A 15908-nucleotide genomic window follows, 5' to 3' on the forward strand; every position below is an offset into this window, starting at 1 on the left:
GACACGCCAACCGCCCATCCGAAACCACGCCGCACCTGTCAGATCTGACAGGTGACAGCCCTCCCCTTTCCAGCCATAAATCACTCCGTTGCCCAATGCAGACAGGAGTGATCGCGATGCTTGTCCAACCGCCGAGAGAAACATCCACGCTAATCCTGCGCGAGCTGGAGATTCCCTCCCGCACCCAACCGCCATTGCCCTCCGGGGAATGGGGGATCAATCGCGCGGCGGCATGGCTGGTATTTCCTGATAAGGGCTTGCAGATATTTCTTCATCCATGGTCCAGTATGGGTAAAGGGGATAAGGTCGAGTTGTTGTTGGACGGCAACAATGTCGTTGATCAACTCACCCTCGCCAAAGACGCCGATGTCGGGCAACGCGTGACGCTGTTTGTAGCCCCCCGCCATTTGCAGACGGGCTCGCATACCCTGACGTACCGCGTCACCCGGCTCAATCAGGGGGCCGAAACCCAGACGCCACCCACCCGAATCTACGTAAAGATTGAAATCCCGGGTGGGCAAGACATTGATCCTGAGCCCGGTCATTCCAACCTTTTCATGTACATCCCAGCGGAAGTCGTCATTGGCGGCGTTGATAAGGACATCGCCGAGGCCGGTGTGCCGATTGTCATTCGTACCCCGACAGGCAGCGGCGCGCCTTATCCCGATGCCGCTGTGGGCGATGTGATAACGCTGAGCTGGGGCGGTATTTTGCTCGCATCCCCGCCGCTGAGCGCCGAGCAGATCAGCGATCCCGCCAATCATCCAATCACTATCATGGTCGACAAAGTCACCATCGAGGAGGCCGGCGATACCGACTTCGCGGGTCTGGCGGTGACTTTTCTGGTCACTGACATCGTCGGCAATCAATCGGAAGACTGGTGCGCAGAGACGCGCATCACCGTTTCAATCGGCACCCTTTCGCTGACCGCCCCTATCGCCAAAGACGCTTTCAACAACAAGATCGACCTTGATTTGTTGGGCAATAAAGACCTCACGATTCAAGTCTGGGCCAGTTCCCCAAGCTTCAAACTCGGGGACATCATCCACCTGAAGATGCGTGGCATGAGCGTCGAGGGTGAGGCGATTGAGGTCGGGGCACCCACCCAGACAATCGACAACCTGCCTCACACCTACGAGCTGCTGCTGAACAACGCGGATGCCCGCAGACTGGTCAAAACCCAAGTGATTTTTTCCTACACGCTGGCGCGCAGCGGCAGTACCGACCCCCTGCGCTCCAAAAACCAGTTTGTGCAGATCGAAGGCGAAGCGGATCGCCTGGCGGCACCGATTGCCGAGGATGCCCAACAGGGCGCGATCAACCCCGACCTCCCCGCCCCCCGCATCCGTATTCCACACGACCCGCTGATTCAGGTCGGCATGGCGATCGAACTCAGTTGGGTCGGCACCCGGCCGGACGGCAGCACCTACGACCCCGAACTGGAGTGGTACTTCCCGAGTAAAATTGAAGCAGACAACCCGCGAGGCTTCACGATCAGCGTCGAGGGCACTCACCTCAAAACTCTTGAAGGCGGCGAACTCGAACTCTCATATGCCCTGCTGAGCGAAAAAGACAACGGCGACATCCTGCGCCGCGAATCGCACAAGGCGGCGCAACTGAATGTCGGCGAACCGTCACTCGAGTTGGTCGCACCACTGGTGCTGGGAGAGAAAGACGACTCGCTGGAACCCCATGACCTGCCCAACGGCACCAGCCAATTGACCGCGCCGAAATCGGCGGTCAATCCGACGAAACGCGATGATGTGGTTACCTATACCTGGGTCGGCGATATCAGTGGCAGGACAGAAGATTCGATTACGCTCAACTCGCTTTCGGCAGGCAAGGATGTGCCTTTCCATCTTGATGCCGAATTCGTGGCCAAACATATCGAGCCCAATCGCGGCAGAAAGGTAACGGCCAGTTATCGGGTGTGGCGCAAGGAGACGGATACTTATAGTTATTCGAATGCGCTGGAATTCAGGGTTGGTGTCGAACTGGTCGCACCGGTGATTACTTCGGTGAAAGACCCCTACGGTAAAGAAGTCCCTAATGGCACTACGGTTACTAATGACAACGTCACGGTGACCGGTACAGCCACGGCGGGTCTGGAAATCGAAATCTTCGACGGGACGACCCTCAAAGGCACAGCCACCGTCAACGCCAGCGGTGTATGGACACGAGTTGTCGGTGGTTTGGCCGTCGGTCCGCATAGCCTGACGGCCAAAGGTGTTTACGGCAGTAATCCTGAATCAGCAGCGCGAACCTTTACCGTGGCCAATGCACTGGTTCCGGCGATTACTTCGGTGAAAGATTCCAAGGGCATAGACATCCCTCAAAACGGCACGACAGTCGACACTAGCGTGACGCTCACGGGCACAGGCACGGCGAACCGTGAGGTGGATATTTTTGATGGCGTCACATTAAAAGACTCGGCGCCGATCAATGCCCAAGGGATCTGGATCTACACCGCTACAGGTTTGACCGTTGCCGCTCACGCCTTCAAGGCAAAAGCCAAATACGGCAGTGAGACGGAATCAGCTGTTCGAACCTTTACTGTCGCCGCAGCGACGACGCCGGTGATCACCTCAGTGCTCGATTCAAAAGGCATCACCATTCCCCAAAACGGTCTCACCGTTGATTCCAGTGTCAAGGTCAGCGGCACTGCAACACCCCATCAGACCATCCTGATTTACAACAACAGCGTCAGCACTGGAGGCTTCGCAACAGCGGATGTTCAAGGAAAATGGGAACGGAATTTAATCGGTCTGGCCCAGGGCGACTGCAACCTTACCGCTGTCGCGCAATATGGCTCCGAGCCGGTATCGGCGGCGTGGAAGATCATTGTCACTGAGATGGTGACGCCGACCATTACATCGATCAAGGACAGCCAAGGAAGTGAAATTCCGCAGGGCGGCAGCACCGTTGATACCAGCGTGACGATCACCGGTACGGCCAGTAAAGGGCAGTACGTTCAGGTGTTAGATGGTGTCGAAATAATAGATGAAGCCTTGGCCAATCCGACGGCGGGTGCCTGGGAACTGCAGGTATCAGGATTAAGTGCGGCAGCTCACAGTTTTACCGCCAAAGGTTTGTATGGTGCAGGACAAATTTCCGCAGCGCGAGGCTTTACCGTTATCAAGACAGTGTCGGGATCTGAGAATTGGGATCTAGCACCGCTAGGAAACGTAGCTTTCGATGTACCTATGAAACTCCCCAGTGGGCTGACGCTGACTGTATCCAAGCTAGCTATTGCAGCGACAATTGCCGATATCTACATACTCAAGGACATGCCTGAACTTGGACAGATACTGGCTACTGGCACTTTAACAAAGAGCCGTTATGCACTTGGAGTTACAGCAAAAAGAGTAACCCTTACTTATCGAGCGTCTGCATATAGCGAAAACGGGATTTCTTTTCATAATTTGGCAGGTGATTTGCTTCACGAAGAAAATCTTATAGTGGATGCATTTGAAATCCCGCATACGATAACTTTCGAACACAGTGGCGGATGCGATTTTTTTCACCTGATCGTAGGAAATGAAGGCCCATTCAATGGTATTGCCGTTACCGATATAACTTGGAATTAGAAGAAAATCGGTAAAAAGAGGACAGCTCTGTTTTCAAGAAAAATATCTGCCCCCATTAGGTTTAGAATACGCGGCGAGACCCGCGAATTCGCAGCAACCAAAATCTATTCGACTGGCACCAAATTATCGAGCACCTGATTAACAGCCAACTCACCCAACATCACAACCTGCGCAATGCCCAACAGCGTCCGGCGATGAGTGCCCTCAAGCATCCCTGCCAAGTCGTTGATCATTACGCAAGCCGAACCGAGGCTCTCACTGGCGTCGGCCAATAGAGGTTCGTTCCCACTGGCCGGGTTAACCATGAATAAACGATTGGGCACATACGGCGTGGCCATGATTTCGGCAGTGGGAGGGCCGAGGTAGTGGTCGAGGGCGCGTTCGGCGGCTTCGTGGAATTTCTTGGATTGGGAGGATTCGTACGGCGATGCCGGATCGGTTGCGGGCGGGTTTGGCGTTACCTTGAACATAAATGCTTACCTCGTAATAAGGCTGCATCCATTCCACCGCTAAGCAAAAGGGAGGCAGCTGTGCGCAAGTTAGCGGTCCGGTAAGCATTCACAACCCGGCGCATCCGAAGATGCCATGCGCACAGCCACCATCGAGCGCAGGCGAAAGCCTGACTTGATAGGACTTGTACAACCGTGGATGCATACCGAGCCGCTAAGCCCGATCACTGGAAATCAGTGACCCGATCAACGTTACCGACCCGCCCCAAGGCGCACAAGCCGGCGGATTCTGTCTTAGGCGTAGGCAACGACGCAACGATTTGTGGGCAATCGTACGTAACTTCAGGTGTCTATAAACACGAATTACCGAGTTGTGTTTATCGGCTGACAACATGAGGCGAAATGTCCGACAGATTGTGGCGCGAGCACCGTGCAAGAGGCAGGCTTGTGTGTTGGTCATACCGGCCTCTTCGCGAGCAAGCCCGCCTCCACAGTTGGAATGCGATCCATTGTGGGAGCGGGTTTGCTTGCGAAGGCGTCGGATCGGCGAGCGAATTACTTTCAATCCCCACCATTTCATCTAGCGTGAGAAAGGCCCCACTATTCCCTCGGAGCCTTCCCATGCCATTAGTCCGCGTCGAAATCAAAAAACACCCCGACCCGACCTTTGCCAAACGCATCGGCGAGCAGATTTACAGCGCCATGCGCAGCGCCATCAACGTCCCGGATCATGACAACTTCCAGATCCTCAACGAGCACGACGCCAATCACTTTATCTTTGACCCCGAATACCTCGGCATTCAGCGCTCCGACCAATTGGTGATCATCCAGATCACGCTCAACGAAGGCCGAACGCTGGAGCAGAAAAAAGCGCTGTACCAAACCATCGCGCAGAACCTCAACACGCACCTGTCGATTCGCCTCGAAGACGTTTTCATCAACCTGGTCGAGGTGAAAAAAGAGAACTGGTCGTTCGGCAACGGCATCGCTCAATACGCCAATTGACAGGCGCGCAACCCGCACAGCATGATCATTCCCATGAACCTTTGCGCGCTGCACCTCACCCGCACCACCACGACCGCCATCGGCGGGTCGTGGTGTTTGCGCCTGAGGTAACCCCAGCGCAGCAAACCCAAGGCCCCGCCAGCAATGGACGGGGCCTTGTTGTTTCTCCCGTCCGTGCGGCATTTGCAGCACTCAAGGAGAGACATCATGTCTGCAGCACTGTTGATCATCGATATGCAGGTCGGTCTGTTTCATGGCCCGGAACAACCTCATCACGGCGAACAAATTCTCGCCAACATCCAGCACCTTATCGCCAAGGCGAGACAACAGCAGGTGCCGATCTTTGCGGTACGCCACACCGGCCCCCAAGGTTCGCCGATTGCCGCTGGCAGTCCGTTCTGGCAATTGCTGCCCGAGCTTGAGCTCAACGCTGAAACCGCAACCCTCTTTAACAAGTCCAGACCCAACGCCTTCCACGACACTGACTTGGCGCAGCAACTGCAATCCAGAAAAATCGAGAATCTCTACCTCGTCGGTATGAAGACTCAATTCTGCATCGACAGCACTTGCCGCGCCGCTGCCGACCTGGGCTTCAAACTCGTGTTGATCGCCGACGCCCACACCTGCATGGACACTCCCGCCCTATCAGCGCAGGCGATCATCGATCACCACAACGCCACCCTTGGCGGCGCCTTCGCCCGGTTGATCAACAGCGCCGACGTAACCTTCTGACGAAGCGTTCAGGCGAGCCCTGCATCAGCTCCTACACTGGCTGATGCGGGGCAACGTTCAACCATTGCCAAACCGCTCTGGAATCAGCACTCTGAAGCATAATTTGATGCCCTCGACGCCGACGATCACAGGAGCCGCGCAATGCCCGCAACCGTTCTGGTACTGGTTGAAACCATCAACGACTATTTGCCGATTCTGGAAAACCAGGGTTTTCACCTGATCCTCGCGCCGACGCCCGCCGAACGCGCGCAGGCTATTGCCACTCACGGCAGTCGCATCGATGCGGTGCTGACCCGTGGCCCGCTGGGTCTGACGGCTGACGAGATCGCCGCCCTGCCCGCACTGAAAATCATCACCGTGATCGGGGCCGGTTATGAGCAAGTTGATCTGCAAGCCGCCAGTGATCGCGGGATTACCGTGACCAATGGCGCCGGGGTTAACGCCTCGTCCGTGGCCGACCATGCGATGGCGATGCTGCTGGCGTTGGTGCGTGATATTCCGCGCTGCGATGCGGCGGTACGTCGTGGTGAATGGCCGAAGATCATGCGCCCGTCGCTGGCCGGTAAACGCTTGGGGATTCTCGGATTGGGTGCAGTGGGCCTGGCGATTGCCAAGCGCGCGCACCTCGGTTTCGACATGGAAATCAGCTACCACAGCCGTCAGGTGCGCAGCGAGGTGCCTTACGCGTTTTGCTCGACGCCGACCGAACTGGCGCGCGCTGCGGACTTTCTGATCATCGCGACGCCGGGCGGTATCGGCACGCAGCATATGGTGACGCGTGCAGTGCTTGATGCACTGGGGCCGAAGGGTTTTATCGTCAACATTGCGCGGGCCAGTGTGATTGCCACAGCAGACCTGATCACGGCCCTTGAACAACGAAAAATTGCCGGTGCGGCACTGGATGTGTTCGATCACGAACCGCAAGTGCCGGATGCGTTGAAATCCCTCAGCAATGTGTTGCTCACCCCTCACGTTGCCGGCCTGTCGCCAGAGGCCACCCAAGGCACGGTCGAACTGGTGGGCAAAAACCTCGTCGCCTTTTTCTCCGGGCAACCGGTGCTCACCCCGATCGCCCTCCCGCCAAAACTCAGCAACCAGCGCGTGCACTGATCTGACTGACCTGAATGACCTGAATGACCTGAATGACCTGAATGACCTGTAGGAGCTGCCGAAGGCTGCGATCTTTTGATCTTGCTTTTATAAGATCAAAAGATCGCAGCCTTCGGCAGCTCCTACACGGTGGGCTCTTGTGCCTATTCGGAACGCTGATTATCCGGCAACACGGTGGTGTCTTGTGCTTATTCGGAACGCTGATTATCCGGCAACACGCTAACGTATAAGACCGCACCGCGCTTGTGAGCAATCGGGCGCGCCATTAGATTAGCCAATGATGTCTGGCCTCCAAAATAAGCAGAAGGGATAAGCATGGCGCTTACTGACCAGTCCACCCGTATCCGCTCTGGCGAAGAACTTGATGCCAGCCTGATCGATCCGTACCTCAAGGCGCATATTCCGGGCCTGAGCGGCACGCCTGCGATCAGCCAGTTTCCCGGCGGCGCGTCGAACCTGACCTACCTGCTGGAATACCCGGAACAGGAATTCGTCCTGCGCCGTCCGCCGTTCGGCCACAAGGCCAAATCCGCCCACGACATGGGCCGCGAATTTCGCATCCTCAATCAGCTGCGCGACGGTTTTCCGTATTGCCCGAAAGCCTACGTTCACTGCACCGACGAGTCGGTGATCGGCGCCGAGTTCTACGTGATGGAACGGGTCAACGGCATCATCCTGCGCTCGGAACTGCCGCCGGAACTGGGCCTCGATTCGGCAAAAACCGAAGCGCTGTGCAAGAGCTTTATCGACCGTTTCGTCGAGTTGCACCGTGTTGACTACAACGCCTGCGGCCTCGGCGATCTGGGCAAACCGGAAGGCTACGTCGCCCGCCAGATCAAAGGCTGGAGCGAGCGCTACGAAAAAGCCCTGACCCCGGACGCACCGCACTGGGAGGCGGTGAAAGCCTGGCTCAACGACAAGATGCCGGCCGACCATTCGACGTCGAGCATCGTTCATAACGACTACCGCTTCGACAACGTCATCCTCGACCCGAACAATCCGATGCAAATCATCGGCGTGCTCGATTGGGAACTGACCACCCTCGGCGATCCGCTGATGGATCTGGGCAACACCCTCGCCTATTGGATTCAGGCCGACGACCCGGCGCCGGTGCAACTGATGCGCCGCCAGCCGAGCCACGCACCGGGCATGTTGACCCGCCGTGAGTTCGTCGATTACTACGCCGAACGCTCGGGCATCCAGATCGACAATTTCGACTTCTACTACACCTACGGCCTGTTCCGCCTGGCCGGCATCGTGCAGCAGATCTACTACCGCTTCTACCACGGCCAGACCCAGGACAAACGCTTCGCGCAGTTCATTCACATGAACAAACTGCTGGAGCAGATGAGCCTGCAAGTCATCGCGAAATCGAGCCTCTGACGGCCCACACCAAGGAACCCCTATGTCCAAGACTCAGTTGTTCGACCTCGACGGCAAAATCGCTTTCGTCTCCGGCGCCAGCCGTGGCATCGGTGAAGCCATCGCCAAACTGTTGGCCCAGCAAGGCGCCCACGTCATCGTCTCGAGCCGCAAACTCGACGGCTGCCAGCACGTCGCCGACGCGATCATCGCGGCCGGCGGCAAAGCCACTGCAGTGGCCTGCCACATCGGTGAAATGGAGCAGATTGCCCAAGTGTTCGCCGGCATCAAAGAACAGTTCGGTCGCCTCGATATTCTGGTCAACAACGCCGCGACCAATCCGCAATTCTGCAACGTGCTCGACACCGACCTCGGCGCGTTCCAGAAGACCGTCGACGTGAACATTCGTGGCTACTTCTTCATGTCCGTCGAAGCCGGCAAACTGATGCGCGAAAACGGTGGCGGCAGCATCATCAACGTTGCGTCGATCAACGGTATTTCGCCGGGGATCTTCCAGGGCATCTACTCGGTGACCAAGGCTGCGGTGATCAACATGACCAAGGTCTTCGCCAAGGAATGCGCGCAGTTCGGCATCCGCTGCAACGCCCTGCTGCCGGGCCTTACCGACACCAAATTCGCCTCGGCGCTGGTGAAGAACGACGCGATTCTCAAACAAGCGCTGACGCAGATTCCGCTCAAGCGCGTGGCCGATCCGAGCGAAATGGCCGGTGCGGTGCTGTACCTCGCCAGTGATGCATCGAGCTACACCACCGGCGTAGCGCTGAATGTCGACGGTGGTTTCCTCTCCTGATCCCGCTCAAACCCTGAACGGATCCTGCCCCTGTAGGAGCTGCCGCAGGCTGCGATCTTTTGAATTTTGTAAATCAAGATCAAAAGATCGCAGCCTTCGGCAGCTCCTACAGTTTTTTCAAGCGTTGGATCTATTGGGTGACGCAACGGGTGGTGGTGATGTGGCGAGTCACCTGCTCGTCGATGTACATGTCACCGACCACCTCGGTGCTTTCCTGAATCTGACAAGTGCGTTCCGGCGGCGGAGGCGGCGCCACGGGCGGAGGCGGCGGAGGACTGGCACAACCGGCCAACACACCAAAAATAACCAAAGGCAACACGCGTTTCCCAAGACTGTTCATAGGACGACCCGCGAAAAATGAGCGACAAACTCCCGCGACCCAACCGACCACGAGAGACCTGACCACTCATTCTTTATAGCCGAGGTGAGTGCAAGCGCCAGTGAAATGGCTGGATTGGGGGAATGGAGCTGTCGATTTTGAGGTGGGGATCGCGATTGGATTGTCTGAAAGAGCGCCATCCCGAGCAGGCTCAGCTTCTACAACAGCCAAATCAAAAGATCGCAGCCTTCGGCAGCTCCTACACAGAATGAGCGCAAGGTTGGCTGCAGCTTTTGAGCTAAAAGCCCCTCACCCTAGCCCTCTCCCGGAGGGAGAGGGGACTGACCGAGGTGTTTGAGCAAGTTACGCCGACGTGAAATACCGCGCCGCACACAAATCCCGAAAAGCCCAAAAATCAGCTCCCTCTCCCTCTCCCTCTCCCTCGGGAAAGGGCTGGGGTGAGGAGCAAGAACACCCCAAAACCAAAGCCAACCGCGCCCCCCTCCTCACCACTCAACACGATGAGCGCAAGCTCGGGTGCAGCTTTTGATCTTAGAGCCCGTCGGGAGGCTGAGTGGAGGGATTCATACGGGGAAAGCATCGAGAGGAGGTGCAGCGAAGCAAACCGTAGGCGATGCCCCCGGATGAACCCGGAGCGAAGGAACCCGAGCCTTAGCGAGGGCCGGACGTCAGGGCACAGACCTTTGGTTCCTTTGGGGCGTTTGCCAAAGGGACTCGCCGTAAGGGCGAAACCATAATCAGCAACCCCCGCAGCAACGGATATGTACCCCAAAGCCAAAAGATCAAAAGATCAAAAGATCAAAAGATCGCAGCCTTCGGCAGCTCCTACACGGGCTCAGGCCAAGTCGGGATCTCGAGACGAGCGCAAAGAATTACTCTCCAACTCATAACGCAATTCCTCAATCAACCCCGCCACCGACTCCGCCGTGCGCAGCACATCCAGTTTCAACCCACTAACGACCAGATCCACCTGCCCAGACACCGGGTGATAAAGCTTCACCGTCAGCGAATGATCACCATCCACCAGACACTCACACGCCAGCGGCGAAAAACTCTGCTCAAGCTGAGCGCGCAACTGCGCAAGATTCATCATTGAGGCTGTTCCTTTAGCTACTTCGAAGGGACACGGTCACGCAAAAAAAGACACGCACCGCACCCCACCAGACTAAGAACCACCCGCCCCCACCAGAACCTCAATTTGCACCGGATCAACTAGTGCATTTGCACCCTAACGCTGCCCGCGCCATTCCCCCGAAAACAACCCGCGCTCGCGCGCCCAGACAATCGCCTCACTGCGACTATGAACATCCAGCTTCGAATACACCGTCGCCACATGATTACGCACGGTATTCGGCGCCAGCTTCAGCCGCGCGGCGATCTCCTTGTCCGCCAAACCCTCACAAATCAGCCCCAACACATCCCGCTCCCGCGCCGTCAGGTCGGTAAACGACACACTCGGCAGTTGCGGCGAATTGACCTTCTTCACATTCGCCAGCTTCTCGATCAGCGTACGACTGAACCACGAAGCATCCTTCATCACCTCTTCAATCGCCGCCACCAGCTCAAGCTCGGTACGCTTGCGCTCGGTGATGTCCATCAGCACCAGCAAATAACACGGCACATCATGAATATTCACGGTGTCGGCCGACAGCGCACACTCGAGCAAATCAGCGTCCTTGGTGCGCACCCGCACGTCCACCCGATCCACTCGGCCATTGTTCTCAAGCGCCGCGAGCAGACGAGACCGCGCACCGTTGTCATCGATAAAACCAATCTGCGTCACGGTTTTACCGAGCACATCGTCCCCGTCAAAAGCCAGGGTATCGAGAAACGCCTGATTGACGTCGAGCACCCGCTGCTCCTCCGCTGTGCAGATCAGAATCGGCACCGGCGTCAGGCGAAACGCCTTGGCAAACCGCTCCTCACTCTGACGCAGCGCCACCTCGGCCTTGTGCCGCAGCTCCATGTCGACAAAGGAAAACAGCATGCAATCTTCGTCGTTGAGCACCAGCGGTTGCCCGGCGACGATCACCTGTTTGCTGCTGCCATCGGGCAAGCGCAATTCAGCCTGCATCTGCGGAATGGTCTCGACATCGCGCAGGCGCTGAATGGCCAGATCGCGTTTTTCTGCCTGCTCGTAGATGTCGATTTCATAAGCTGAGGTGCCGATGACTTGCTCGCGGGTATAGCCGGTCATCTCCAGAAACCCCGGATTGACCTTGATATAGCGCAAGTCGCTGATTCGGCAGATCACCGCCGGCGCCGGGTTGGCATTGAAGGTTTTTTCGAAACGCTGCTCGGCGTTGGCCCAGTCGGTGACGTCGCTCATGATCAACACCAGCGACTCGGGCTGCCCCTCGCGATCGGTAAGGATCATGCTGCGCACGCTGTGTACCCAGACGCGTTCCGGGTCATCCGCCGCATTCACTTCAATCAGCACATCATTGAACGCCTCGCAGCGCGCCACGCGGCTGATCGGATAATTCTCGGGCGCCAGCGTGTGGTTGTTGCGATAACGCAGGTTGAAACGCTGCGCGTACTCGGCGGCGTTGTGGCCCAGCTCACCGATCCGGCTGACGCCATGCATGGCCAGCGCGGCCTCGTTGGCCCAGAGGATGCTCTGATCCCGCTCCAGCAGAATCACCCCGTCGGATAATCCGGCGATGATTTGCTGCAACTGGCGGCGATTGGTTTCGGTGGTCAGGACTTCCTGGCTCATTGGATCTCCACAAGTGATGCGCCATGTGAAGAGTACGACCGCAGTCACACGTGATCGTGCACCTCTATTCACACACAACACATCCCCCTGTAGGAGCTGCCGAAGGCTGCGATCTTTTGATCCTGTTTTTTAAAAGCAACATCAAAAGATCGCAGCCTTCGGCAGCTCCTACAGGGGTTGGGGGTTGCCGTTGAGTTCTCGCAGGGTATCGAGGAAGAGTTTCAGGACGGGGGAGGCATCATCCGCGCGGTACGTCGCATACAACGGCACTTCCGGCAACGCCGGGGTCAGGCGTCGAAACACCAGCCCCGCCGGCGCCAACTGTTCAATCGACGCCGGCAACAGCGCCACGCCAAACCCGGCTCGCACCAGGCTCAGCAACGTCTGCACCTCAATCACCTGCTGCCGTATCTGCGGGGTAAACCCCGCCTGAATGCAGCACTGATAGAGAAAATTGGCAAACCGTGACTGCTTCAACTCCAGCGCCACAAACGGCTCCTGCGCCAGATCCGCCGGGGCCAGCACCTCGCGCTGCGCCAGCGGATGATCCGCCGGCATCACCACATGAATCGGCTCGTAAATCAGCAGTTCATTGCGCAACAGCGGATCGTCATAACCCACGCGAAACACGCAGGCATCAATGCGCTTCTCCTTCAACGCCTTGACCTGCGCCGCCGGGGTCATTTCGTGCAGGCGCCAATTGACCTGCGGATAGCGCTCGCGAAACAGGTGCAAAGCCTTGGGCAGCACGCCGACCATCACCGAACTGATCATGCCGATTTCCAGTTCACCGAGCTGACCGCGCCCGGTTTGTCGGGTCAGATCCAGCGCCCGCTCAAGCTGTTCGAACACCAGCGGCGCCTGCTCCTTGAGCATCTGCCCCGCCGCTGTCAGCTCAACCCGATGATGGCTGCGCTCGAACAGCGGCGTGCCCAGTTCCTCTTCCAGCAAACGAATCTGCTGGCTCAGTGGCGGCTGGCAGATGTGCAAGCGCTCGGCAGCGCGACCGAAATGCAACTCATCGGCCAACGCCATGAAGTACCGCAGCAAGCGCAAGTCCATGGCGATTTATCCCAGGCTCAGTGGCGTCGAACGCTGGCGCACGCCGGTCAGCGCGAACAACGCATTGGCGATGGCCGGCACCACCGACGGACTGCCCAACTCGCCAACGCCACCGGGTTTGCTCGGCTCACCGTCGAGCACGAGGATGTCGGTGGCCGGCATGTCGGACATGCGCGTGACGCGATAGTCGTGGAAGTTGCTCTGCACCACCCTGCCCTGGTTGATGTCGAGGCGATCGAACAACGCGTGACCGAAGCCCCACATCAGGCCGCCGTAGATCTGCTCTTCAACACCGCCCGGCGACACTGCCAAACCGCAATCAACCACGCAGGTGAGCTTCTCGACTTTCGGCTTTCCATCGACCGTCGCCACCCGCGCAACCACCGCAATAAAACTGGTGTAACCCTGATTGGTCGCGATGCCCAGCGCGGTTCCCGGCGGTAATGGTTTACCCCAACCGGCGCGCTCGGCTGCCTGCTTGAGCACCGCCACATGCCGTGGTCGTTCCTGCATATTGGCCAGGCGGAACGCCAGTGGATCTGCACCGGCCGCGTGGGCCAGTTCATCCATGAAACTTTCCACAGCAAACACGTTGGGAATAAAACTCACCGAACGATACCAGCCGCTCGGCACCTCGCTTTCGTGCTTGACCCAGTTCAGTTCCAGATGCGGCGGACGGTAGGCGAAGTCCCACGCGGTGATCGCTTCGGTGGTGCTGTAATCCATCTTGTCGGGGCGTTCGAAATAGCCCGGTTCCCACTGTTCCGGCGAGGCTGGCGATACCGCGTGCAATTGCAGCGCGCTGAGTTTGCCTTGAGCATCCAGCGCGCCTTTGACCCGATGCAAGGTTGCCGGGTGATTGAACAGCGCGTGCATTTCATCTTCGCGACTGTTGAGCAGTTTTACCGGCACAGCGGTTTTCTGCGCCAGATACGCGACTTCAAACAACCAGTATTTGGCCTCCCGCGCACCGAAGCTGCCGCCCGAGACCAGTTCATGAATGGTCACGTTGGCCTTGTCGATCCCGCATACGGTTTGCGCCGCTTCCAGCGCCGAGGACGGCACCTGCACGCCGCCCCAGTAAGTGATCGCCTTGTCCTTGACCTGCGCAGTGATGCAGATCGGTTCCAGCGGGTTTTGCACCTTGTAAGGCATGGTGTAATCGGCTTCGATCAGCTTCGCCGCGCCCGCCCATTGCCCAGCGACATCACCTTGGGTCATGGCTTTGACGGTTTGCGCTTGCGGATCGCCGATGGCTTTGGCTTGAGCGCTGAACAACTGCTCGCTGTCGAACCCGGCCAGCGGTGAATCGCTCCACTTGATCTCCAGTACTTTGCGGCCCTGCTGCGCGGCCCAGAACGTATCCGCCAAGACGGCGACGCCTTCCAGATTGCCGCCGAGCACATCCGGACGCCCCGGAATCGCCAGCACCTTGCGCACGCCCGGCACTTGCAGAGCCGCCGCTGAATCGACGCTGACGACCTTCGCGCCGACCACTGGCGCACGCTGAATCACCGCCACCAACATGTCCGGCAATTGCACGTCGATGCTGTACTTGAACCGCCCGCACACCTTGGCCGCCGCATCGCGTTTGTGCCGCAGCTTGCCGATGTATTTGAACTGCGTCGGGTCTTTCAGCGTGACGTGGGTCGGCGCTGACAGATTCGCCGCGACCCCGACCAGTTCGCCGTAACCGAGGCTACGCTTACTCGACGTGTGAACGACGCGACCTTCCTCGGTGGTGCAACTGTCGGGGCTGACTTTCCACTGTTTCGCCGCTGCTGTAATCAACAGCGCCCGCGCCGTGGCACCGGCCATGCGCAAGCGATCGTATTCGAGGGAAACACTGGTGCTGCCGCCCGTGGAGAAGACTTTCCAGACCGGATGAATGTAGGTTTCGAAAAACGGATCTTCCGGGGTAATCACCTGCACGGTCATCGGGTTTACGTCCAGCTCTTCCGCCACACACGCGGCCAATGCCGTTTGCGTACCGGTGCCTGAGTCATGCTTGTGCACCACCAGTTTCACCGTGCCGTCGGGAAAGATCCGCACCCAGGCATTCGGCTCAAATTCGTTGGCCGGCGCCATGGCTTTTGGGTCGGTGGCCGCCATGCCGCTGGGCAGATACAGGGCAATCGCCAGTCCGGAAGCGACGGTCGCCGCTTGCTTGAGAAAAACCCGCCGCGGCAGTTCGATGCGGGTGTCGTCGATAAGGCTCATCAGGCCTCCTTCGGCGCATTCGCCGCACGTTTGATCGCTTTGCTGATGCGCCCGTAAGTGCCGCAGCGGCAGATATTTCCGGACATGGCGTTGCGGATCGAATCGTCGGTCACCGCCGCACCGGTGTTGAGCAGCGCGGCGGCGGACATGATCTGCCCGGATTGACAGTAGCCGCATTGCGGCACATCTTCGGCGACCCAGGCCAGTTGCAGCGGATGGTTTTCCGTCGGCGACAAACCTTCGATGGTGGTGATGCTATGGCCCGCGACGGCGGCCGCTGGCAATTGGCAGGAACGCACCGCGACGCCGTCCAGGTGCACGGTGCAGGCACCGCACAGGCCCATGCCGCAGCCGAACTTGGTGCCGGTGAGTTTCAGTTGATCACGCAAGACCCATAACAAGGGCATGGAGGAGGACGCTTCATCCAGCTCGCGTCGTTCGCCGTTAACCGTGAATGCAATCATTGTCAGGCTCCAAAAGAGCGGCCCGTCTTTGTGCGGGCCTGGTCACC

The 15908-nt window shown here is 58.2% G+C and carries 13 protein-coding genes; 6 read left to right on the forward strand and 7 right to left on the reverse strand.

The features are described 5' to 3' along the window. The first annotated feature begins 116 nt into the window (after positions 1–116). Positions 117–3587 (forward strand): Ig-like domain-containing protein, encoded by a 3471-nt coding sequence (locus AD669_RS15670; RefSeq protein WP_053121353.1) that lies wholly within the window; start codon positions 117–119, stop codon positions 3585–3587. A 104-nt stretch (positions 3588–3691) separates the two neighbouring features. Here the strand turns inward: AD669_RS15670 and AD669_RS15675 are convergent, their stop codons facing one another. After that, positions 3692–4057, reverse strand: coding sequence for a DUF6124 family protein (locus AD669_RS15675; protein ID WP_053121354.1), 366 nt, complete (start codon positions 4055–4057; stop codon positions 3692–3694). Positions 4058–4657: 600 nt separating this feature from the next. Between AD669_RS15675 and AD669_RS15680 the strand changes: the two genes are divergently transcribed. The 5 genes from AD669_RS15680 to AD669_RS15700 all read left to right on the forward strand — a co-directional run bounded on the left by AD669_RS15680 (position 4658) and on the right by AD669_RS15700 (position 9056). Beyond that, positions 4658–5041 carry a tautomerase family protein gene (locus tag AD669_RS15680; protein WP_053121356.1) on the forward strand — a complete coding sequence of 128 codons (384 nt, stop codon included), beginning with the start codon at positions 4658–4660 and terminating at the stop codon, positions 5039–5041. Between the two features lie 207 nt (positions 5042–5248). Continuing rightward, positions 5249–5773: a cysteine hydrolase family protein gene (locus AD669_RS15685; protein WP_053121359.1), complete on the forward strand. Its 525-nt coding sequence runs from the start codon at positions 5249–5251 to the stop codon at positions 5771–5773. A 141-nt stretch (positions 5774–5914) separates the two neighbouring features. Further along, the gene (locus tag AD669_RS15690; RefSeq protein ID WP_053121360.1) at positions 5915–6883 is read left to right on the forward strand and encodes a 2-hydroxyacid dehydrogenase; all 969 of its coding nucleotides are present in this window, start codon (positions 5915–5917) and stop codon (positions 6881–6883) included. Positions 6884–7198: 315 nt separating this feature from the next. Continuing rightward, the gene (locus AD669_RS15695; protein ID WP_053121362.1) at positions 7199–8266 is read left to right on the forward strand and encodes a phosphotransferase family protein; all 1068 of its coding nucleotides are present in this window, start codon (positions 7199–7201) and stop codon (positions 8264–8266) included. Positions 8267–8288: 22 nt separating this feature from the next. Then, positions 8289–9056: an SDR family oxidoreductase gene (locus AD669_RS15700; protein WP_007911074.1), complete on the forward strand. Its 768-nt coding sequence runs from the start codon at positions 8289–8291 to the stop codon at positions 9054–9056. Between the two features lie 130 nt (positions 9057–9186). On the opposite strand, the gene AD669_RS15705 is transcribed toward AD669_RS15700, so the two are convergent. The 6 genes from AD669_RS15705 to AD669_RS15730 form a co-directional block, all read right to left on the reverse strand. Beyond that, a complete protein-coding gene (locus AD669_RS15705) occupies positions 9187–9396 on the reverse strand; it encodes a hypothetical protein (RefSeq protein WP_053121366.1) in 210 nt (69 codons plus the stop codon). 835 nt (positions 9397–10231) lie between these two features. Further along, complete coding sequence (locus AD669_RS15710) at positions 10232–10489, reverse strand: DUF1652 domain-containing protein (protein ID WP_053121368.1); 258 nt, start codon at positions 10487–10489, stop codon at positions 10232–10234. A gap of 135 nt (positions 10490–10624) precedes the next feature. Continuing rightward, positions 10625–12115 carry a helix-turn-helix transcriptional regulator gene (locus tag AD669_RS15715; protein WP_053121370.1) on the reverse strand — a complete coding sequence of 497 codons (1491 nt, stop codon included), beginning with the start codon at positions 12113–12115 and terminating at the stop codon, positions 10625–10627. A gap of 168 nt (positions 12116–12283) precedes the next feature. Continuing rightward, positions 12284–13177: a LysR substrate-binding domain-containing protein gene (locus AD669_RS15720; RefSeq protein ID WP_053121372.1), complete on the reverse strand. Its 894-nt coding sequence runs from the start codon at positions 13175–13177 to the stop codon at positions 12284–12286. A 6-nt stretch (positions 13178–13183) separates the two neighbouring features. Then, on the reverse strand, positions 13184–15397 hold the full coding sequence (locus AD669_RS15725) for a molybdopterin cofactor-binding domain-containing protein (RefSeq protein ID WP_053121374.1): 2214 nt from the start codon (positions 15395–15397) through the stop codon (positions 13184–13186). Continuing rightward, positions 15397–15861 carry a (2Fe-2S)-binding protein gene (locus tag AD669_RS15730; protein WP_053121376.1) on the reverse strand — a complete coding sequence of 155 codons (465 nt, stop codon included), beginning with the start codon at positions 15859–15861 and terminating at the stop codon, positions 15397–15399. The genes AD669_RS15725 and AD669_RS15730 overlap by 1 nt, the downstream gene beginning before the upstream one ends. Between the last annotated feature and the right edge of the window lie 47 nt (positions 15862–15908).

It is taken from the genome of Pseudomonas sp. P1.31, from assembly GCF_001269815.1.
In the GTDB taxonomy this organism is placed as follows: Bacteria; Pseudomonadota; Gammaproteobacteria; order Pseudomonadales; family Pseudomonadaceae; genus Aquipseudomonas; species Aquipseudomonas rustica.